Source organism: Longimicrobiales bacterium, from assembly GCA_028823235.1.
GTDB lineage: Bacteria > Gemmatimonadota > Gemmatimonadetes > Longimicrobiales > Gaopeijiaceae > UBA2589.
Genome location: JAPKBW010000010.1, coordinates 48551 through 69743, shown reverse-complemented (window position 1 = coordinate 69743; position 21193 = coordinate 48551). Strand labels below are relative to the sequence as shown.

Below are 21193 nucleotides of genomic sequence, written 5' to 3'. Positions count from 1 at the left end.
GGCCCCGGACGTGAGGTCATGCGGTGGATGACCGATCGGGCGCGGAGGAAGCCGGCGCGGGTCGTGTTTCCGGAGGGTCACAACGCTACGATCATTCAGGCTGCGGCCCACCTGGTCGAGGAAGGCATCTGTAAGCCAGTCCTGCTTGGAAGGCCGCCACGAATCGCCGAGAAGGCTGAGGCACTCGGAGTGAGCCTGGACGGTGTCGAGATCGTCTATGCCGCCGAGCTCGACGAGAAGCGTGAGGAATTCGCGGCGCGGCTCTTCAAGAAGCGTGGACGGAAGGGGCTCACGCTGGCCGCGGCGGAGTGGGACCTCTACAAGCCGATTTACTTTGCGGCGAGCATGCTCGAGGATGGCGAGGTTGATGCGCTGGTATCCGGGATCGAGGCCAATTACGCAGAGGCACTACGGCCCTGTCTGCAGGTGATTGGTCCAAAGCCGGGTGGAAACGGGCGGGTCGCGGGACTTTACATGCTCGCGTTTCCCAATCGGGAGCTGGTCTTCTTCGCCGACACCACCGTGAACATCGCGCCGGACGCACGGGCTCTGGCTGAAATCGCAGTCCAAAGCGCGAATTTCGTCCGTGAACTTGGTATTACGCCCCGGATCGCCATGGTCACGTTCTCGAATTTCGGTTCTGCAAGCCACGACGAACCTCTTCGGGTGGCGGCCGCGGTCGACATGGTCCGCTCTATGGATCCGGACCTTGAGATCGACGGCGAAATGCAGGCCGACACGGCTGTGAATGCGGTCAAGCTGAGGAGTATCTACCCGTTCACGCGGCTCACCGGCCCTGCCAACGTGCTCGTCTTTTCCGGGCTTTCCGCGGCGAACGCTTCATACAAGTTGCTCGATGCACTCGGCGGCGCAGATGTGATCGGCCCGGTTCTCCTCGGTATGGCGAAGTCGATGCATATTCTCCAGCGTGGCTCGTCTCTCCAGGACGTCCTGAACCTCGCGACAGTGGCGTCGGTGGACTGGCAAGCCCGGAATGGACAAATTTGAGTTGTGCCCCGGACGCTGATTGCGACGGGGGCATTTCTATTTCAGACTTCGATCCAGACGAGTGTGTGATCGCTGGCCGTTTTTGCGGAAGGCGTGCGCGCATGCGTTGGTATATTTTCTTGGAGATCCCCGATGTCCACCGACACCCTAGAGCCCGTGATGGCAGGGACCGAAGAAGCCGGCAAGAGTCTCGCCGCTCACGGTCTTGAGCCGCGTGGTGATGTTTTCTGGAACCTGGCGCCAGTCCGACTCTACGAAGAGTCGCTCGCTCGCGGCGATGGCCAGCTCGTTCATATGGGCGCCATCTCGACCGTCACTGCACCACATACCGGTCGCTCACCGAACGATCGCTTTGTGGTCCGTGACGAGAAAACCGAAGGACCCGTCGACTGGGGAAAGGTGAATGTTCCCGTCTCTGGTGAGCATTATGCCACACTGCGAACGGATGTCGTCGAGTTTTTGAACGCTCGCGACCTGTTCGTGCAGGATGCGCGAGCCGGTGAGGACCCTACGCACGGAATCAACGTGCGCGTCGTGAGCGAAAGCGCGTGGCACTCGCTCTTTGCCTACAACATGTTCCTCCGCCTCGACACGGATGAGCGGATTGGTTTCGTGCCGGATTTCACTGTGTTGCATGCGCCGCACTTCCAGGCGGATCCGGCACGGCACGGTTCGAATTCCGAGACCGCGATCATGGTCAATTTCACGGCTCGCGAGGTCCTGGTTACTGGGACGCGGTACGCCGGTGAGATCAAGAAATCAGTTTTTTCGGTTCTGAATCACCTTCTGCCCGAGGCCGGCGTGTTTCCGATGCACTGCTCGGCGAATGTCGGTCCGGAAGGCGACGTGGCTCTCTTCTTCGGTCTGTCCGGGACGGGAAAGACGACCCTCTCCGCTGACGCGAGCCGAGGGCTTATTGGTGATGACGAGCACGGTTGGAGCACCGACGGCGTGTTCAACTTCGAAGGTGGTTGCTACGCGAAGACGATCCGACTTTCGCCTGAGGGCGAGCCGGAGATTTATCAGGCGACGCAGATGTTCGGCACGATCCTCGAGAACGTGATTCTCGACGAGGAGACTTGCGAGATCGACTTCGAAGACGGATCGATCACGGAGAACACGCGGGCCTCGTACCCGATTCACTACATCCCGAACGCGGTACTTCCCAGCCGAGGTGGCCAGCCGAGCAACGTGGTCTTCCTGACGGCGGACGCCTTTGGAGTGCTGCCTCCGATCTCTCGCCTTACACCCGAACAGGCGATGTATCACTTCCTCTCGGGATACACGGCGAAGGTCGCTGGCACCGAGCGTGGTGTAACCGAGCCAGTCGCGACGTTCAGCGCGTGTTTCGGTGCGCCGTTCCTTCCGAGGCATCCGGGCGTATACGCAGAGATGCTCGGTGAGAAACTCAGGGAGCAGGGTGCGGCCGTCTGGCTGGTGAACACTGGTTGGAGTGGTGGCGGCTACGGAGTTGGCGATCGCATGAAGCTACGCTTCACCCGCGCGATGGTGAACGCAGCGCTTGCCGGCGATCTGGATTCCGGAGAGTTCGCGGTCGATCCCGTCTTTGGCATGGACGTGCCGACCGCGGTGCCCGGTGTGCCGCCCGAGGTGCTCCGACCGAGGGATGCCTGGGCAGACGGTGCTGTGTACGACGCGGTAGCAGCGGAACTCGCCGGTATGTTCCGCGCGAATTTCGAACAGTTCGCCGACCAGGTATCTGACGCGGTGAAGGCTGCTGGACCAGCCTGACCGGAGGCGAGTCGCACTCGTGGAAGAGAACGGAGAGGGGTCGACGCTGGTGCGTCGGCCCCTCTTGACGTTCGGGTTGGGCACGTAGGTCGTGCCAAGGGGGCCCCAGGGGGAGCACCCACCGCCACACACTCCCCCGCCTATGCGAGCTGGAGTGTCGAGAAGGTCGCAGACCTTCAGCAGCCAATGAGCGACGGGTTTCTTGGATTGGGCTCGTGCCAGGCTCGTCCGCCATTGGCTTCACGACCATCCTGGAAATTGTCGATATGCTCGATGAGCAATACGAATGGCCCGATTGGGTTTTCAGCGTGAGTTTTTTTACGGCGATCGGCGGTGTTACTGAGGTGGTGATCCTCGCCTGGTTCCATGGCGAGAAAGGGAAACAAGAGATGAGCATTCTCGAGTGGGTCCTCGTAAGCGTGATCGGAGTGATCTGGCCCAGTCGAGCGCGGATCGACAATTCCAAGGATGCCCGGGTTCACTGGCCTCCGGTTAGCTTCGAGGCCTCCCCCGGACGTCGGACCCATTAACGGACAGTTGCTCATGTCGCTCGTGTTTTCGAGATCCTCGCTTGCTCTACTCAGTGCCGTCGTACTCTTGGCTGCCGGCTGTGAGTCAGAGGCGCCCGCCAACGTACCCGACGCGGCGCCTGCGCGTTATCACCCGCTCCCCACCCTCCGCGATCAGGCCACAGAGCAGCAGGGCTGGCTCGAGACCAGGCTAGAGGAGGTGTTACCAGGGTTGATGGCTGAGTACGGTGTCGATATGTGGATCCTGTCCATGCGGGAGTACGCAGAGGACCCGGTTTTCTGGTCGATTACCGCGCCGACCACTTTTGCTGCTCGGCGCCGTTCTATCTATGTGATTACGCGTCAGGACGACGGGACCGTCGAGCGCATCGCACTCGGAGGCACGAGCCAGGGAGGAGTATTCGAAGCCTTCCGTTCGACTCGACCGGCACCCACGCAGCCCACTGCTGAACTCGTGGGTAACGAGCAGTGGAATCTCCTCCGGGAGTTGGTCGAGGATCGTGATCCGGACAACATCGTCCTCAATATTGATCCAGTATGGGCCTTTTCTGATGGACTGCATTCCGGCGAGGCCGAGGTTTTGTTGGAAGCGCTGGGCGACCGCTACGTCGATCGAGTGAAACGGGAGCCCCGACTCGCAATGAACTACATCTCGCTGCGTTTGCCCGAGATGATGCCGCGTTATCGCAAGATTGAAGAGAGCGTGCACGCGCTGATCTCAGAGGCGTTCTCGAACTCAGTGATCACACCGGGTGTCACGACCACAGCCGACGTCGTCTGGTGGATGCGTCAGAAGCTTCAGGACCTGGGATATACAACCTGGTTCCAGACCTCGGTGGACGTTCAGCGTGAGGGAGGGGTTCCGGCCGATGGAGATGTGGTCATCATGCCGGGGGATGTTCTCTGGACGGACTTCGGAGTAGTGGCGATGAACCTCCACACCGACACACAGCACATGGGATACGTCCTTAAGACTGGTGAGGTCGACGTACCCTCAGGCCTGAAGCAGTGTCTCGCGAACTCGAATCGCCTCCAGGACATCCTGCTCTCACACATGGAGCCGGGACTGACTGGCAACGAGGTCCTCGCGAACACGCTTGGCCAGATGCGCGGCGAAGGAATCAACGGCACCGTCTATACACACCCCATCGGGGACCACGGTCACGGGGCCGGGCCGCTGATCGGGCGCTGGGATGCACAGGAGGGCGTGCCTGTCCGTGGCGAGGCGCTCATGCTGGCTAACGTCTGGCATTCGATCGAGCTGCAAGCCACGACGGAGATTCCCGAGTGGGGCGGACAGCCGGTGTCGTGCCGGCAGGAAGAAGAGGCGTATCTGGACGAGAATGGAGACCGGCACTGGGTGTATCGACGACAGAGCACGTTCCATCTCGTGTGGTAGTGTGACCCTGACCCTGGTTAGGTCGGAGGGATTGACCGCGGTGATTGCTTGAGCGCTTCGGAGACGGGAAAATCCTTCGACCGCTCCATCGTCGAGGGCCCGATTCGGGGTGCCGTGTGGAAGCTTGCGTGGCCGACGATGCTGCAGAACCTCATTGGCGGCCTTCAGGGGCTCGTCGATCACGCGATGGTCGGAAATTACGTGGGATACACGGGAAACGCGGCGATCGGCGTTTCGTGGCAAATCTTTCTCGTCATCGTCGTCTTCATCAGCTCGCTCTTCACAGGGATGGGCGTCTTGGTCGCGCGCTTTACCGGGGCGAATGAACCCGAGAAGGTGAACCGGACGGTTTACCAGGCCTTCCTCACGTCGGTCATGATGGTCGGCTTCGTTCTGGCTCCGATCGGATATTTCGTTTCACCGATGCTCCTCGATCTGGTCAACGCGACACCCGAGGTCCAGGCGGAAGCCTTGCCGTACCTCCGGACCATGTTCGTCTTCTCGTTCGGTATGCTGATGTTCTTCATGATCGGCGGGGCTTTGCGCTCGGCCGGCGATGCGAAGACACCGCTTCGCCTTGGCGTCGTCATGACGATGCTGAACATCATACTGAACGTGATCTTCATTCGGGGTTTGGGGCCGATTCCGGCCTTCGGGACGCTGGGCGCAGCGATGGGCACGGTCATCGCCGGTGGCGTGATCAGCGTATATGCGCTCATCCGACTGTTCGGCGGAGGCTGGGTCGTTGCCTTCCACAAGGGTATGGGATGGGCACCTGACTGGAAGGTCATCCGGCAGCTCTTCAAGTTCGGCCTGCCGACCGGTATTCAGGGCGTCGCCATGAATGTGGGTGGAGTGCTGATGCTCGCGTTCGTCGGGTCACTCGCTGCGAGCGCTCAGGCACAGGCTGCCTATGTAGTCAGTTACACGCAGATTTTTTCTTTCATTACATGGACATCCGTTGGAATCATGGGCGCCACCGCCGCAGTTGCCGGGCAGAATCTGGGGGCCGGGCAGCCAGACCGAACCGCGCGGTCGGTCCATGTGGCTGCTGGCCTTGGGCTCTCGGTTGCAGCAGGTATCGGAGTGTGGTTCTTCCTCGTGCCATACCAGCTACTGGGGCTCTTTGGCATGGATGACCCGACGGTTCTCGCATTGAGTGTTGAACTGCTCCGCTACCTCGCTGTCTCGGGACTCTTCATTACCGTGGCCCTCGCGTATACAGGTGGTCTCCAGGGCACCGGAGACACGAAGAGTCCTATGTACATCTCGATCGTTTCGCAGATCGTGATTCCGCTAGGCATCTGCTTCTCCATACAGACCTTCTCGACCCTCGATCCGTCTGATATCTGGCTGGCGATCGTGCTGGGTCACATGACTCGTGCGGTGTTGAGCGTGATCGTGTTCAGGCGCGAGAAGTGGCGAGACATCGAGGTCGACATCGATGTCGCGAAACCGGCCTGACGACAACTCGTCGGCCTGACACCGAGGCCGATGCTTAAAGCTAGGTCGCTGCCTCGCGATCCTGTGCTCGCCTCCCCATTATGGGCGTCCGCGAAAGACGGATTGACTCCACGCGAGCACACACATGCCGAAGCAGTACTGGCTGATGAAGTCCGAGCCCTACGTTTACTCCATCGCAGATCTGGAGCGAGACGGATCCACCCACTGGGACGGCGTCCGGAATTACAAGGCCCGCAACAACATGCGGAAAATGAAGGTCGGCGACGAAGTCCTCTATTACCACAGCAACGCGAAGCCGCCGGGCGTCGTCGGAATCGCCCAGGTCTGTAAAGAGGCCTACCCCGATCACTTCGCCTGGGACCCGAAGAGCAAGTATTTCGACGCTAAGTCGGATTCGGAGAACCCACGGTGGTCCATGGTCGACGTCGAGTTCGTGTCAAAAGTCGCGAACGTCGAGGAGCCATACAGTCTGCATGAAATCAAGGCCGACCCGAAGCTCTCCGACATGGAACTGGTGCGATACGGTCGCCTCTCCGTGCAGTCCGTGAAGAAGACCGAGTTCGATTATGTCACGAAGATGGCGGGCTTGAAGTGAGGGCTCTCCCGGCCATGGCGGTTGTCGCTGTTTTTGCAGCGAGCTTTCCAGTCGTCGGGCAGAACGTCCCTGACGCTCGAGAGCTTGGAATTCGACTCGAGGGCCAGCCGGGTCCCTATAACGCGATCACTGACGTATCGGGCGTAGAGGTCGGTCATACGACGATCATTGAGGGCGAGGGGCTCCTCGTCGTGGGCGAGGGTCCGGTGCGGACGGGTGTCACCGCGATCCTGCCACGGGGGCGGGCGGCAGGCGACTCCACGTTTGCGGCCTGGTTCAGCCTCAACGGCAACGGCGAGATGACTGGGACGACATGGATCGAGCATTCGGGGATTCTCGAGGGCCCGATCCTGATCACGAACACGCACAGCGTTGGGATTGTCCGTGACGCGGTGATCGAGTGGAACCGCGAGCGTGACCCGACATTTCTTTGGGCGCTGCCCGTAGTCGCTGAGACGTATGACGGAAGTCTGAACGATATCAATGGCTTTCACGTCACCAAGGAGCACACGTTTGCTGCCCTTGACGGCGCCCGGTCTGGTCCCGTGACCCAGGGGGCGGTTGGTGGCGGAACGGGCATGCGCTGCCACGGCTTCAAGGGTGGCATCGGGTCGTCGTCGCGTCAGGTCGGGGAGTACACCGTTGGCGTCCTCGTCCAGTGCAACCAGGGTGCGAGAAGGGACCTTCGAATTGCAGGCGTGCCCGTTGGCGAGATGATGCCCGAGCCCGTTTCGTGCTATTCAGACCGATCGATCCCAGCGGATGTGCGTCGTTCTGGCGCCCCGTGGTGCGACGAGGCAGAGGACTCGGATCGGTTGGACACTAGCACCCCTACTACCGTGCCCGACGCCGGCGGCATTCTCGAACCGGTACCCGAGATCACCGGCTCTATCATTATCGTGCTCGCCACCGACGCGCCCCTTCTCCCTACGCAGATCAAGCGCCTCGTCACACGCACGACGATGGGCCTCGCTCGGATTGGCGGGATGGGCTACAACGGGTCGGGTGACATTTTCATCGGCTTTAGCACCGCGAACCGAGCGGCCGCGGCTGAGCGTGGCCAGGTGGTCGGGCTCGAGATGCTTCCCAACGACCAACTGAACCCGTTCATCTCCGCATCTGTGCACGCGACCGAGGAAGCCATCCTCAACGCCATGCTCGCTGCGGAGACACTTACGGGAGTCAACGGCTATACGGTCCCGGCCCTCCCGCAGGGTCGACTCCGGGTGATCATCGAACGCGCGAATCAGGCGAATGACTCGCGCTGAGCCAAGCGAGTGGTACAAATCAGCATTACAACTACTGAACCGAACACTGAGGACCTGATGATGAAGATTCGAACGATGACATGGGTCGCGGCTGCCGTGGCCGGACTCACCGCGTTTCCGGCCGCGGTCGAAGCTCAGCGCCTGGCGACGGATGACCCCGTCTTGCAGGGCATCTGGGACGAGGGCATGAACAACTCTCAGTTCGAGGCACTCTCACAGGTCCTGCTCGATGAAATCGGACCTCGCCTGACGGCCTCGCCCGGAATCGAGGCCGCCCAGCGTTGGGCGGTCGAGACGATGCGGCGATGGGGTGTCGATGCCGAGCTCGAGCAGTATGGCACCTGGGAGGGCTGGGATCGTGGCGTAAGTCATGTGGATCTGATCTCGCCTCGCGTGCGCTCCCTCGAAGGCCGGATTCTTGCCTGGAGTCCGGGGACGAATGGACGCCCGGTCGAAGGTGAAGTGACGTATCTGCCGCCGATCAGTTCACCTGCGGACTGGCAGAGTTTTCTCGGCACGGTGAGCGGTAAGTGGGTGATGATGTCCGCGCCGGAGTCGACGTGTCGCGCTAATGAGCAGTGGGAAGAGTTCGGCATGGCGGGTTCGATGGAGCGCATGGAGGAAGAGCGCACGATGGTGCGCCGAGCGTGGAATCAGAGCCTCGCGGCAACCGGCTCGACCGACGGACGACGACGAGACCTGCACGCTCAGCTCGAAGAGGCCGGTGCCGCTGGAATCGTTACGTCGCAGTGGCCGGGTTCCTACGGGACGACGAGGGTATTCAACGCGTATAATCGCGAGACGCCGACCTTCGAGTTGGGCTGTGAGGACTACAGCCTGGTCCACAGGTTGGCCGCCAATGGGCAGGCACCCTTACTGCGACTCACTGCGGAGGCTGAGAACCGGGGTGAGGTTCCGGTTTTCAACGTGATCGGCGAGATCGCGGGATCGGAGTGGCCGGACGAATACGTAATGCTTTCCGCTCATTTCGACTCGTGGGAAGGTGGATCCGGTGCCACGGACAACGGCTCCGGCTCCGTTCTCATGATGGAGACGATGCGGATTCTGCGTGAAGCGTATCCGAACCCGAAGCGCACGATTCTCGTCGGCCTATGGAGTGGCGAGGAGCAGGGTCTGAACGGTTCCCGCGCATACACAGAGGACCATCCTGAGGTCGTCGAGGGATTGCAGGCCCTCTGGAACCAGGACAACGGCACCGGGCGTGTGGTTCGAATTTCCGCGCAGGGACTCACCGGTGCGACGGGCTCTCTGGCCAGCTGGATGTCGCAGGTCCCACAGGAGGTCTCGCAGTATGTCGAGCTGGATCTCCCCGGGAATCCGGGCGGGGGCGGCTCTGACTATGCCTCGTTTGTCTGTCACGGCGCCCCGGGCTTCAGCCTTGGTGCCTTGTCCTGGGATTACGGCTCGCACACATGGCACACACACCGCGACACCTTCGACAAGCTCATTTTTGACGACCTGAAGAACAACGCAGTCTTGACGGCGTCCCTCGTATATCTGGCTTCGGAGGACCCGAACTTCGTGGATCGCACGAGGCGCACGGTCATTGCGGGTCGTGGTGGGCAGCCAGGCGAATGGCCGACTTGCTCGCCTGCCATGCGCAGTTCACAGAACAGCCCGCGGATGTAGTTATGCGAATCACGATCAGAACCCCCACGACTCGGCGGAAAGCGACATGAGCAGGCTCGTACGGAACTATGTAGGTGGCGGCTGGAGACAGTCGTCGGGGACAGACACGCTCTCTTTGAAAAATCCGGCCTCGGGTGCGGAAATCGGTCGTGTGCCACTCTCCACGAGAGCGGACGTCGATGCCGCTGTTCAGGCCGCGAAGACGGCGTTCCCGATGTGGCGTTCGACACCTGCGCCCGTCAGGGCGAGGGTGCTGTTCCGCCTCAAGACTCTGCTGGAAGAGCACAAAGAAGAGCTGGCCATCCAGCTCACGACTGAACACGGGAAGATCCTGGCCGAGACGCGTGGCGAGGTGCAGCGGGGCATCGAGAATATCGAACACGCGTGTGGCATTCCCGCTCTGATGATGGGTGACACCGTGGAGGAGATCTCCAAGGGGATCGACTCAGCTACGTGGCGACAGCCACTCGGCGTCTTCGGAATCATCACCCCGTATAATTTCCCGGTCATGATTCCTCTCTGGTTCTGGCCATACGCGATTGCGACGGGCAATACCGTAGTGCTCAAGCCGAGCGAGCAGGATCCGCTCACGCACCAGAAGATCGTTGAGCTCGCTGAGCAGGCCGGCCTTCCCCCTGGTGTGCTGAACATCGTGCACGGTGGCCAGGAGGCGGTCGAGTCGATCTGCGACCATCCGGACATCGTTGGAGTGTCATTCGTTGGATCGAGTGATGTTGCCAAGATCGTGTACACCCGGGCCACCGCGTCTGGGAAGCGTGCGCAGACCCTCGGAGGCGCCAAGAACTATCTGATCGTTCTCCCGGATGCGGATATGGACGCGACGCTCGACGCGTGCGCCGGGTCTATTTTCGGATCAACGGGTCAACGTTGTCTCGCCGGGAGCATGGTGATCGGTGTCGGGGATGCGCATGCCCAGATCCGAGAGAGGCTCCTGGATCATGCGGCTTCGATTCGAGTTGGGGATGGCATAGAGCCGGACACCGACATGGGGCCTGTAATTTCCGCTGCACATCGTGACCGAGTGAACTCCTATATCGATAAGGGAGTCGTCGAGGGTGCGAAGTTGTCGCTCGACGGCCGAGGCCAGACGGTGGATGGGCTCGAGGGCGGCTACTGGATTGGCCCGACGGTCTTCGAGGACATCGCTCCGGACATGTCCGTCGCGACGGAAGAGATCTTTGGTCCCGTCGCGGGCATCAATCGGGCGAACAATGTCGAGGAGGCAATCGCCATGATGCATGCGAGTCGATATGGAAATGCTTGCTCGATTTTTACCAGTAGCGGATATGCAGCGCGAGAATTCCGCTACCAGGCCGGCATCAGCATGATCGGGGTGAATATCGGCGTTGCCGCACCAATGGCGTTCTTCCCCTTTGGTGGTTCCAAGCAGTCATTCTTCGGCGATCTCAAGGCAGCCGGACGTGACGGGATTTCCTTCTACACGGATCAGCGCGTGGTCATCTCACGCTGGTCGGTCGGCCAGGCTGATCCTCACCGGATCACAAAGCCATGAGTGCTCAGGGACTGGCAAGTGGAATTACAAGCGCAGAGACCGTCCACGGTCAGCGGGAGTTTCTGCTTCCGGCGATGCTTCATCTCTATGACGAGCCGCTCGTCCTAGAGTCCGGGGAAGGCGTCTATGTTCGTGACCCGGAAGGCAAAGAGTATCTCGATCTGTTCAGCGGCATCCTCACCACCTCGGTCGGCCACTGCAACCCGAAAGTGCTTGAGGCTACGTCGAAGCAGATGCACAAACTCGGACATGTCTCGACGCTCTATGCGAGCGAGGCGCACGTCGAGGGCGCGCGTAAGATCGCTGACATCTCCCCCGGAAATCTGAAGCGTACCTTCTTCAGTAATTCCGGCACCGAGGCCATCGAGACGGCACTCATGATGGCGTGTCTCGCGACGGGCCGCAGCGAGATCATTGGGCTCCGGGTCGGCTATCACGGTCGCTCATTCATGGCGACGAGTGTGACTGCACACTCCGGCTGGCGCCCTCTCGCGACACCGGTTGCGGGTATCAAGCACGCCAAGAGCCCGAATCCGTATCGGTGTCCGTACAAGCAGCCGTGTGACGACACCTGCGTCGACAAGTTCGTCGACGACCTCGAAGAGGTCATCATGACGACCACCAACGGTCGTCCAGCGGCGTTCATCGCAGAGACCATCATGGGCGTAGCTGGCTACGTCGTGCCCCCTCCAAGCTACTTCCAAAAAGCGGCTGAAGTCATTCGGCGGTACGGGGGCCTTCTCATTATCGACGAGGTTCAGTCAGGCTTTGCGCGGACCGGAAAGCATTGGTTTGGTATCGAGCACTGGGGTGTCGTGCCCGACATCATGGTCATGGCCAAGGGCATCGCGAACGGAGCGCCAGTTGGTGCCACGATCACCACCGACGAGATCGCACATGCCTGGAAGGGAAAGACGATCTCGACGTTCGGCGGCAATCCAGTTTCGATGGCCGCGCTGTGCGCCACGCAGGACGAGATGCGCCTCCACGACGCTCCGCACAACGCGCAGGAGCGCGGGGAGCAGCTTCGAGCGGGATTGCTGGCGATGCAGGAGCGGCACCCATCCTGGATCGGTGACGTGCGGGGCATGGGACTGATGCAGGGTATAGAGATCGTTAAGGATCCGGTCTCGAAGGAGCCGGACACGGAACGCACGGCACGGCTCATGAACGCCACGCGGGACGAGGGTGTGCTCATTGGCCAGGGTGGTCTTAACGGCACCGTGATCCGAATCGGACCTTCTCTGCTGATCACTGAAGCGGAGATGGCAGAGGGGATCGAGAAGCTCGGGAAAGCGGTCGACAAGGTTGGGGGCTGATATGCCGCTCGATGCCTGGATCTTGCTGGTCGTGGCTGTGGGCTTGGGGCTCGGCCTCGAGATCGCGTTCTATCGAGCTCGACGTAGAGACCGAAGGACCGACACATGATGTCCTCCACGATTCTGGGCGTCGTGATCGGATATCTGTTGATCCTTCTTCTGATCGGATTTTGGGGCGGAAGAGAGTCCGGTGACCTGAAGAGTTACTACGTGGCGGGTAAGAAGCTGCCTTCGTGGGTTATAGCGTTCAGTTCAAATGCGACTGGTGAGAGTGCGTGGCTTCTTCTCGGCCTTACCGGCATGGGGTACGCGGTCGGAGTCCATGCGTTCTGGATCATCTTGGGTGAGGTGCTCGGCGTAGCCTCTGCCTGGATCTGGGTCGCGCGCCCGTTCAAGGAATACACGGACCGCTACGATGCCATCACGGTTCCCGACTACCTGACCGAACGCTTTCGCGATACCAAGCACGTCTTCCGGTGGGTCTCGGCGAGCATCGTGCTGAGCATGGTCATGGCTTACACCGCCGCCCAGTTGACCGCGTCTGGGAAGGCCTTCGAGTCCTTCCTCGGACTCGACTACACTCAAGGCGTCTGGATCGGTCTGGGAATCGTTCTGTTCTATACAACCGTGGGCGGTTTTAAGGCTGTCGCCTATTCCGACTTCCTTCAGGGTGTCTTGATGCTGGGGTGCCTGATCACCCTGCCCATCGTGGGAATCGCTGCAGCAGGTGGTTGGGGCGAGATGATTTCCGTTCTCCGCGCGACGGATCCCGCGTTGCTCGACCCGATGGGATCCTACGGGCTGACACTCGCGGGCGTGATCAGCGCAGCCGGCTCCGTAGCGATTGGATTGGCGTTCTTAGGGTCGCCGCAGTTGCTGACGCGATTCATGGCGGCACGAGACCAGAAGCAGATCGTGGACGGCGGATTTTGGGCAGTACTGTGCGTGATAGGATTCGATGTCGGTGCCGTCTTCGGCGGGATGGCGGGTCGCACCTTGTTCCCGGGGCTCGCGGATCCGGAGACGATCCTGCCAGAAATGAGCGCAGCGTTCTTTCCGGACTTCTTCACGGGCGTGTTTCTGGTCGTGGTGCTGGCGGCCATCATGTCGACGGTGGACTCTCTGCTGATCTTGGCGTCATCGGCGGTCGTCCGGGACGTGATGCAGAAAGCTCTGGGCTTTCAGGGGAGCGAGCGTACGCTCTCGTTGCTGGGCAAAGGTGTGACTGTCGTAATCGGGCTCGTCGGACTCGTCGTCGCCCTGCTCGAGGTCCGGGTCATCTTCGACTTCGTGCTCTTCGCATGGTCGGGTATCGCCTGTGCCTTCACCCCGGTGGTGCTGTGTTCTCTCTTCTGGAAGCGTACCACGAAAGAGGGCGCGGTCGCGGGCATGATCGCCGGATTCGCGACCACGGTGATCTGGGTTCGTGTGTTCAAGGCGGACTACTACGATCTGTACGAGATGATTCCGGGATTCATCGCGGGGCTCTTGGCGTGCGTGCTCGTCAGTCTCGTGACGAAGGTAGATGCTGATGCGGTAGCGGAATTCGAGTCAGTTCAGGAAACCATTGGTCCTGTTTTTGGGACCCGCAGCTAGAGAGGACTGCCATGACGGACTTTGATCGCAGGCAATTTCTTGGACTCGGTGCCGCCGCAACTGCGGCGGGGCTCACAACCGGATGCGTGGCGGGGTCGTCCAGCGGGAGCAACACTCCGGACCTGATCGTGGTCAACGCGAACGTGCTCACCCAGGACGACTCCACTCCGCAGGCCGAAGCCTTCGCGATCAAGGGCGATCGCTTCGTGGCCGTTGGGTCCAGTGCTGACATCCGGAACATGGCGTCGGCCAGCACTCAGGTCATCGACGCTGCGGGTGCCACGGTTTTGCCAGGCTTCATTGATGCCCACTCGCACCCGTCCGGTGCGGGCCTGAATGAGCTCAAGAACGTCAACACAAATCTGGGCAGCGTCGTTCGCATTCAAGCTGCTCTGAGAGATCGTGCGGCCGTGACCCCCCCGGGTGAGTGGATCGTCGGCTTCATGTACGACGATACGAAGCAGGAAGAAGGGCGGCCGCTCAATCGACTCGACCTCGATGCCGTCAGCACCGATCATCCGATCATGGTCGGGCATCGCGGAGGTCACACGGGTGTGTACAACTCCCGCGCCTTCGAAACCGCGACCGTGACGGTGAACACGCCCGATCCTTTCGGCGGACATTTCTATCGGGAAGGCGGAGAACTGACGGGTAAGGTGGCGGAGAGTGCGCGCGGGGCTTTTACCATCCCACGCAGTGCGACCCCTGAGGAGCGAGCAGCCGGGGTTGCCGCGATATGTGCCAAGATGAACGAATCGGGTCTCACCTCCGTGCATCAGGCTAGTACTGGGTCGGATGATCTGACGGCCTACCAGGACGCGAGGGGAGCGGGAGATCTGAGCCTTCGCATGAACCTCTTCGCCGGCCGCGGGCTGTTCGATCAGTTACGGCCGTCCGGCGTGCGAACCGGGTTTGGAGACGAATGGCTCCGGATCGGGCCGGTCAAGTACGCGGCTGACGGCTCCGCCTCGGAGCGCACGATGGCGATGAGCACTCCGTATGCAGGGCGGCCGGACGATCTCGGCATCCTTACGATGACTCAAGACGAGATTCAGGAGGCCGTCGAGGTCGCGCACCGTGCAGGTTGGCAGGTCGCGATCCATGCGAACGGTGATGTCACGATCGACATGGTCCTGAACGCCTACGAGCGTATGGCGAGTGAATTCCCACGAGTCGACACCCGCCATCGCCTTGAGCACTGTTCGCTGGTGAACCCGCAGTTGCTGCAGCGGATCGCAGACGGTGCCTATATCCCGGCCCCGTTCTACACCTACGCGCACTATCATGGCGAGAAGTGGATCGAATACGGCGAGGAGAAGATGGAGTGGATGTTCGCCCACAAGTCCTTCCTCGACTATGGCATTATGGTCGCTCCGGCGTCGGACCATAGTCCGGGCCCCTATGAGCCGCTCATGGCACTTCAATCGATGGTGACCCGGAAGGACTTCGCCGGGCGTGTCTGGGGTCCGAGCCAGCGCGTGTCACTCGATCAGGCGTTGAAAATCTGTACCATGCACGGGGCGTACGCGTCACACGAGGAGTCACTGAAGGGGTCAATCACTGCCGGGAAGCTGGGTGACTTCGTTTTGCTCGCCGAGAGCCCCTACGACGTGGATCCGGATCGGATCAAGGAGATTCAGATCGTGCGTACCGTAGTCGGGGGCAGGACGGTCTACCAGGCGTAGCTCACATGGACGCCCATTTCCTGGCGATACAAAACGCTCTGACGGGACGGTACTCGATAGAGCGGGAACTCGGTCCAGGTGGAGTGGGGCTGCTGTCGCGCGCATGAGGCGGTTGTAGGGGGCGTATCGATGTACGTCGGGGCGGCCCGCGAGGTCGAAGGACTCCTAAGACAGCGTCGTGCAACCGGTATGTTCACGCTCCAGACGGGTGACCCGAGCTGGGCGCTGTACTCAGCGGGCCATCATTTCCTCGATGTCCGAGGCCCAGTACTGAAGGTTGGCGCTCAGGACGCGATGGCCGCTGTCCGTGATGAGCACCATGTCTTCGAGGTAGTAGGCGTCGGCACCGACCCAGAATCCCGGCTCGTAAGCCAGTACCATTCCAGTCTCGAGTGTCTGGGGGAGGTCTTCACCGCCTTCAATGCCCATCCTGTGGGTATGCCAGTTGCGGTTGCTCCGAACCAGAATGGCCTCAGCCGCGGCCAGCCCATTCAGAGGCGGGTCGTCGAGCTGTCGAGTGACCAAGAGCGAGAGCAGGGAATCGCTTGTGAGGGGCCGCCGCAAACCGTACGCTGAACGCCGCGAAACTCTATTGAGGAAAGGTCATGCGCGTGATGTCTCAGTGGTCGAACGGATTGACGGGCGTAAGGGTTGTTTGTGTCGTCGTGCTTGCCGCTATGTGGGCCGCGGGGCCGCTGCAGAGTCAGGAATCGACGACGCTCGATATCCCGGGACTGGAGCAACCCGTCGAGATCCTGGTCGACCAGTGGGGCGTCAGCCATATCTATGCCGAGACCGAGCACGATCTATTTTTCGCTCAGGGGTGGAATGCCGCACGCGACCGGCTGTTCCAGCTTGAGATGTGGCGTAGGCAGGCTACCGGGACCGTTTCGGAGATCCTCGGCGAGCGAGAGCTGAAGAGAGACATCGGCACGCGCCTGTTCAAATTCCGACGGGACCTTGAGCAGGAGCTGAACCACTACCACGACCGCGGTTCGCTCATCATCAATGCGTATACGGACGGGATCAACGCCTACATCGCCCAGACCGAAAGCGATCCGGACCTCCTGACCATCGAGTTTGATCTACTCGGGATCACGCCGGGCCGCTGGACTCCGGACGTAGTCGTTTCCCGTCACCAGGGTCTTCTCGGCAACATCGGAGCGGAGCTGGCCACTGGGCGACGTGTTGCTGCTGTCGGCGCTGAGACGGTGAAAGCTGTTTCTAGTTTTGGGCCGGGGGATCCACTTCTGGACCTCGACGCAGCGATTAACGGAAGCGCGCTGTCGGAAGACATTCTCGAACTCTACAACGCATTCCGCAGAGGGATTCAGTTCACGCCCGAAGACATCGTCGACGGTCGCGGCGCGGGCAGTGACGAGTTCGCCATGCTCGAACGAGCCGTGGAAGAGGCCGCTCGGGTCGTCGCATACGATGTGAAGCAGGACATCGGCTCGAATAACTGGGTTGTCGACGGGAGCCGTTCGGAGAGTGGCTACCCGATCATGGCGAACGACCCACATCGTGCGCAGGGCGCCCCGTCTCTGCGTTATTGGGTCCACCTCGTCGGTCCCGGCTGGAACGTCATCGGCGGCGGTGAGCCGAGCCTTCCGGGGGTGTCGATTGGGCACAACGAGTACGGTGCCTGGGGGCTGACTGTTTTCTCGACCGATGCAGAGGATCTCTACGTCTACGAGACCAACCCGTCGAACCCGAACCAGTACCGGTATCGGGGAGAATGGGAGGAGATGACCGTGATCACCGAGGAGATTCCGGTCAGGGGTCAGTCCGCACATACTGCTGAGCTCAAGTACACGCGCCACGGGCCAGTCGTTTTTGAGGACGGGGGCCGGAACCTTGCCTATGCCGTCCGTGCCGGCTGGATGGAGGTTGGCGGAGCGCCGTACCTCGCATCGCTGCGAATGGATCAGGCCAAAAACTGGGAGGAGTTCAGGGCGGCCTGTAACTACTCCAACATTCCGGGCGAAAACATGATCTGGGCCGACCGCGACGGCACCATCGGCTGGCAGGCGGTCGGAATTGCTCCCGTCCGGCGGAACTGGAGCGGGCTGGTGCCGGTCCCCGGTGATGGCCGCTATGAATGGGACGGGTACCTCCCGATCATCTCCAAGCCACACGTCGTGAATCCCGAGGATGGCTACTTCGCCACAGCGAATAACGACCTGATTCCGCGTGACTACGAACACATGAATGCGGTTGGCTTCAGCTGGTCAGACCCCTACCGGTGGCTGCGGATCGTCGAGGTCCTAGATAGCGGCACTCGGTTCTCCATGGCAGATATGATGCGCCTCCAGACAGACGAACTCTCCATTCCGGCTCGTCAACTGGTTCCAATGCTCGATGACCTGGCCATGATGGGGCAGCCTGAACGGGCGAGGCAGATGCTTCTGGATTGGGACTACGTCATGGATAAGCACTCCATTGAGGCGACAATTTACTCCGCGTGGGAGGCCGAGCTGCGGCAGCGGACGCGAGATGCGCTGATGCCTTCGGGACTGGGTGGGAACCTGTCTCTGAGGAAGGTTATCGAGACGATCATGGTCCCACCCGGGACTCTGGGACGTGAACCCATGCTCGCGCGAAATGATCTTCTCTCGGGTGCGCTTACCACCGCGATGGCGACGCTTGAGGGGCGCCTTGGCGCCGATATGTCGGCGTGGCAATACGGCCAGGCCGCCTATCACTCTGCGACGCTGCGACACCCGCTTGGAACCGCGGTCGACGCGAGTACCCGTGCTGTGCTCGAGGCCGGCCCTCTCCCGCGCGGCGGCTATGGTTCGACCGTGAACCAGACCGGAAATGGTAGCAATCAGACATCCGGCGCGTCGTTCCGGATCATCATCGACACGGGCGACTGGGATCGCGCGGTCGGAATGAACACCCCGGGGCAGAGTGGTGACACGCGTTCTCGCTTCTACCGGAATCTCTTCGAGTACTGGGCGAACGATGACTTCTTCCCAGTCTTCTATAGCCGCAACAAGATCGAAGAAGTGACCGCCGTCCGAATGAACCTTCTGCCGGGGTAGGCGTCCTGCGGATATCCTGAGATGACTCGACGACTCAGGTACTCCGTTGCGGCGAGCGTCGATGGGTTTATCGCGACGAAAGACGGTGGGTACGACTGGATCATCGCGGAGTCCGCGATTGATTTCGCCGCGTATCTGTCGACCCTCGACACGCTGCTGATGGGTCGGGGCACCTGGGAGATCGCACGAACGCCTGAGGGTGCCGGTGTGCTTGAGGGTATGAAGGTCTGCGTCGCTTCCACGACAATGCCGGCGGACGCGGACCCTCGCATCACTGTGGTCTCAGACGATGTCCCCGGCAGGGTGGCCGCAATGAAGGCCGAAGATGGGAAGGACATCTGGCTGTTCGGGGGCGGTGTCCTCTTTCGGAGCATGCTGGAGGCCGGACTCGTCGATCGTGTCGAGGTTGCCGTGATCCCGGCTCTGCTTGGGAGCGGGACCCCTCTTTTGCCCGGGCTCGACGGCCTCGCGACTCTCACCTTGCACAGTTCCGAGGTATTCGACTCTGGCATCGTGCTGTTGAAGTACGACGTCTCAGATCTGGGCTGATCGCTGTACTCCCACTCGATCCGCTGCGTTCCCCGAATCAGCTCCCAAGCCTTTTCCCCTTTGTTCGCCCGAAAATACGACAGCACCCGGTACGGACTCGCACGGATTTCCCCACGTAGAGCAATTCCTCGTCGGGCCCGATCATCCGATAGATACCGGGTCGGTTCTCGACCCGGGCTCGGATGAGCTCTCGAAGTGTGGGGTTGGCTTGCACGAAATCAGGGCTGGCGCTTTCGCTGTTTCTTCGGGAAGATAGGGAGGGTGGTTTTCGGTCGCCAAGCGGCCGTTTAGGGCATTCGAGTTGCCCGTTGAAGAGCGTAGACTTCGAGGCATGAAGATGACAGGCGGCGACAAACTCCTCCGGGATCCCCTCTGGGATACGATCAGACTCGATCCGACGGCAGTTCGTATCGTCGATACTGCCGAGTTCCAGAGACTTCGATACATCCGACAACTTGGGCTCGCGCACCTGGTCTACCCCGGGGCGACGCACACCCGGTTTGACCACGCACTCGGTGTCTATCACCTGACAAAGACCGCGTTGCGGCATCTGCGGGAGCGCGGCGGAGTGGCGCCGGAGGCCTGGGACGGCGAGGAGCTGGTACCCTACGCCGCCCTTCTGCATGACATCGGGCACTACGCCTATTCGCATGCTCTGGAAGAGCTGGCGACCGAACATCTGCCCGTACATCACGAGGAAGTGTCTCGCAGGTTCTTTGCCTCGCCATCCCTCCGTGATGCCATGGCTCCCTTGGGCCTCACCGCACCTGATCGGATTGCGGAGTTGATTCGAGGCGAGAGTGACATCCCGCTTCGCGGACTCGTCAGCGGCAGCCTCGATCTGGACAAGATGGAGTACCTGCGTCGGGACGCCCGGTTCTGTGGCGTTCCTTACGGGGAGGTGGACGTGTCCCGCCTCCTTCAGGGGCTTCAGCTACTTCAGGACCCGGTCACGGGGCGCTATGAGGTTGGGGTGCACGAGAAGGCGATAGCCTCACTCGAGAGCCTTCTGTTTGCTAAGTATCAGATGTTCCGGAATGTGTATTGGCATCACGCTGTGCGTGCAGCAACGGCTCTCTACAAACGGATCGTCGAAGAGGCTGTCCGGGGTGGGCTCATCGACTCCGAAGAACTCATTGGGCCCACCGATGAGGAGCTCCTTTATGAGATCGGGCGCCGCGTCCTCGACGCTGACAGCGAGGTCGCGGAGCGGATCGCCACCCGGTGGCTTCCAGCCCTTCGACACCGGAAGCTCCCGAAGCGGGCTCTCGAACTGACCGCGGCTGACCTCGCAGGGCGCCAGGTCGAAGACTGGGCGGTTGGCGACTCACCGTGGAAACGGGCGGTCGAGGACGATCTCGCCAGTGATCTCGGCTTGGAGCCCGGGGAGGTCATGATCGACTTTCCCGTGAAGCCGGCCATGTTCCAGCTGGATCTACTGGTCGAACAGCGTGGCGGTGAGATCAAGCGACTCGATATGGATGGGGTCGAGGGAATGCTCGACTTGCCCAAGGTCGCTCGAGAACTCTATGCAACGGCGCGTGTCCTGAGGGTCTTTACATTCGAGCGCCGCGAGGTGGCAGCGGAACAGGTACTAGAGCGCATCACGCGCCCGGTCTCGACGCCCTGACTGACGGCTAGCCGAACCGAATCATTGCTGCCGAGATGTTGTCTCGCCCGCCCGCTTCGCTCGCAGCTTCAAGCATGGCGTTCAGCGCTTTGGTGCATTGTTCCTCTGCCTTCCCCGGCGACCGGAAGGTTTCCGAGTGGATCGTTGCTAATCCCTGATCCTGCAGC

16 protein-coding genes are annotated in these 21193 nt (G+C 61.1%); 15 read left to right on the top strand and 1 reads right to left on the bottom strand.

Annotated elements, in window-relative coordinates:
• Positions 1-27 precede the first annotated feature (27 nt).
• From OSA81_07670 to OSA81_07615, 12 genes are all read left to right on the top strand, one after another.
• Entirely contained in the window at positions 28-1008 is a 981-nt protein-coding gene (locus OSA81_07670; protein MDE0898879.1) for a phosphate acyltransferase, read from the top strand.
• A 132-nt stretch (positions 1009-1140) separates the two neighbouring features.
• A complete protein-coding gene (gene pckA / locus OSA81_07665) occupies positions 1141-2760 on the top strand; it encodes a phosphoenolpyruvate carboxykinase (ATP) (GenBank protein MDE0898878.1) in 1620 nt (539 codons plus the stop codon).
• A 215-nt stretch (positions 2761-2975) separates the two neighbouring features.
• A complete protein-coding gene (locus tag OSA81_07660) occupies positions 2976-3290 on the top strand; it encodes a hypothetical protein (protein ID MDE0898877.1) in 315 nt (104 codons plus the stop codon).
• A 13-nt stretch (positions 3291-3303) separates the two neighbouring features.
• Complete coding sequence (locus OSA81_07655) at positions 3304-4689, top strand: M24 family metallopeptidase (protein ID MDE0898876.1); 1386 nt, start codon at positions 3304-3306, stop codon at positions 4687-4689.
• A gap of 48 nt (positions 4690-4737) precedes the next feature.
• On the top strand, positions 4738-6153 hold the full coding sequence (locus OSA81_07650) for an MATE family efflux transporter (protein ID MDE0898875.1): 1416 nt from the start codon (positions 4738-4740) through the stop codon (positions 6151-6153).
• A gap of 124 nt (positions 6154-6277) precedes the next feature.
• Positions 6278-6748 (top strand): EVE domain-containing protein, encoded by a 471-nt coding sequence (locus tag OSA81_07645; protein ID MDE0898874.1) that lies wholly within the window; start codon positions 6278-6280, stop codon positions 6746-6748.
• Positions 6749-6762: 14 nt separating this feature from the next.
• On the top strand, positions 6763-8016 hold the full coding sequence (locus OSA81_07640; GenBank protein ID MDE0898873.1) for a P1 family peptidase: 1254 nt from the start codon (positions 6763-6765) through the stop codon (positions 8014-8016).
• A 57-nt stretch (positions 8017-8073) separates the two neighbouring features.
• Positions 8074-9666 (top strand): M20/M25/M40 family metallo-hydrolase, encoded by a 1593-nt coding sequence (locus OSA81_07635; protein ID MDE0898872.1) that lies wholly within the window; start codon positions 8074-8076, stop codon positions 9664-9666.
• A 46-nt stretch (positions 9667-9712) separates the two neighbouring features.
• Complete coding sequence (locus tag OSA81_07630) at positions 9713-11200, top strand: CoA-acylating methylmalonate-semialdehyde dehydrogenase (protein ID MDE0898871.1); 1488 nt, start codon at positions 9713-9715, stop codon at positions 11198-11200.
• Positions 11197-12519, top strand: a complete 1323-nt coding sequence (locus tag OSA81_07625) for an aspartate aminotransferase family protein (GenBank protein MDE0898870.1) — start codon at positions 11197-11199, stop codon at positions 12517-12519. Before OSA81_07630 ends, OSA81_07625 begins: the two co-directional genes overlap by 4 nt.
• Before the next feature lie 105 nt (positions 12520-12624).
• On the top strand, positions 12625-14115 hold the full coding sequence (locus OSA81_07620) for a sodium/proline symporter (GenBank protein ID MDE0898869.1): 1491 nt from the start codon (positions 12625-12627) through the stop codon (positions 14113-14115).
• Between the two features lie 11 nt (positions 14116-14126).
• Positions 14127-15800, top strand: coding sequence for an amidohydrolase (locus OSA81_07615; GenBank protein ID MDE0898868.1), 1674 nt, complete (start codon positions 14127-14129; stop codon positions 15798-15800).
• A gap of 231 nt (positions 15801-16031) precedes the next feature.
• On the opposite strand, the gene OSA81_07610 is transcribed toward OSA81_07615, so the two are convergent.
• Positions 16032-16325 (bottom strand): hypothetical protein, encoded by a 294-nt coding sequence (locus OSA81_07610; GenBank protein MDE0898867.1) that lies wholly within the window; start codon positions 16323-16325, stop codon positions 16032-16034.
• Between the two features lie 80 nt (positions 16326-16405).
• On the opposite strand from OSA81_07610, the gene OSA81_07605 reads away from it, so the two are divergent.
• From OSA81_07605 to OSA81_07595, 3 genes are all read left to right on the top strand, one after another.
• Positions 16406-18847 carry a penicillin acylase family protein gene (locus tag OSA81_07605; protein MDE0898866.1) on the top strand — a complete coding sequence of 814 codons (2442 nt, stop codon included), beginning with the start codon at positions 16406-16408 and terminating at the stop codon, positions 18845-18847.
• Positions 18848-18868: 21 nt separating this feature from the next.
• Entirely contained in the window at positions 18869-19396 is a 528-nt protein-coding gene (locus OSA81_07600; protein ID MDE0898865.1) for a dihydrofolate reductase family protein, read from the top strand.
• 331 nt (positions 19397-19727) lie between these two features.
• Positions 19728-21026 (top strand): HD domain-containing protein, encoded by a 1299-nt coding sequence (locus tag OSA81_07595; protein ID MDE0898864.1) that lies wholly within the window; start codon positions 19728-19730, stop codon positions 21024-21026.
• Positions 21027-21193 lie beyond the last annotated feature (167 nt).

Coding starts and splice junctions, on each gene's coding strand:
- OSA81_07670 (MDE0898879.1), top strand. CDS start 28: ATGACCGATCGGGCGCGGAGGAAGCCGGCGCGGGTCGTGTTTCCGGAG.
- pckA (MDE0898878.1), top strand. CDS start 1,141: ATGTCCACCGACACCCTAGAGCCCGTGATGGCAGGGACCGAAGAAGCC.
- OSA81_07655 (MDE0898876.1), top strand. CDS start 3,304: ATGTCGCTCGTGTTTTCGAGATCCTCGCTTGCTCTACTCAGTGCCGTC.
- OSA81_07645 (MDE0898874.1), top strand. CDS start 6,278: ATGCCGAAGCAGTACTGGCTGATGAAGTCCGAGCCCTACGTTTACTCC.
- OSA81_07640 (MDE0898873.1), top strand. CDS start 6,763: ATGGCGGTTGTCGCTGTTTTTGCAGCGAGCTTTCCAGTCGTCGGGCAG.
- OSA81_07635 (MDE0898872.1), top strand. CDS start 8,074: ATGATGAAGATTCGAACGATGACATGGGTCGCGGCTGCCGTGGCCGGA.
- OSA81_07630 (MDE0898871.1), top strand. CDS start 9,713: ATGAGCAGGCTCGTACGGAACTATGTAGGTGGCGGCTGGAGACAGTCG.
- OSA81_07625 (MDE0898870.1), top strand. CDS start 11,197: ATGAGTGCTCAGGGACTGGCAAGTGGAATTACAAGCGCAGAGACCGTC.
- OSA81_07620 (MDE0898869.1), top strand. CDS start 12,625: ATGATGTCCTCCACGATTCTGGGCGTCGTGATCGGATATCTGTTGATC.
- OSA81_07615 (MDE0898868.1), top strand. CDS start 14,127: ATGACGGACTTTGATCGCAGGCAATTTCTTGGACTCGGTGCCGCCGCA.
- OSA81_07605 (MDE0898866.1), top strand. CDS start 16,406: ATGCGCGTGATGTCTCAGTGGTCGAACGGATTGACGGGCGTAAGGGTT.
- OSA81_07600 (MDE0898865.1), top strand. CDS start 18,869: ATGACTCGACGACTCAGGTACTCCGTTGCGGCGAGCGTCGATGGGTTT.
- OSA81_07595 (MDE0898864.1), top strand. CDS start 19,728: ATGAAGATGACAGGCGGCGACAAACTCCTCCGGGATCCCCTCTGGGAT.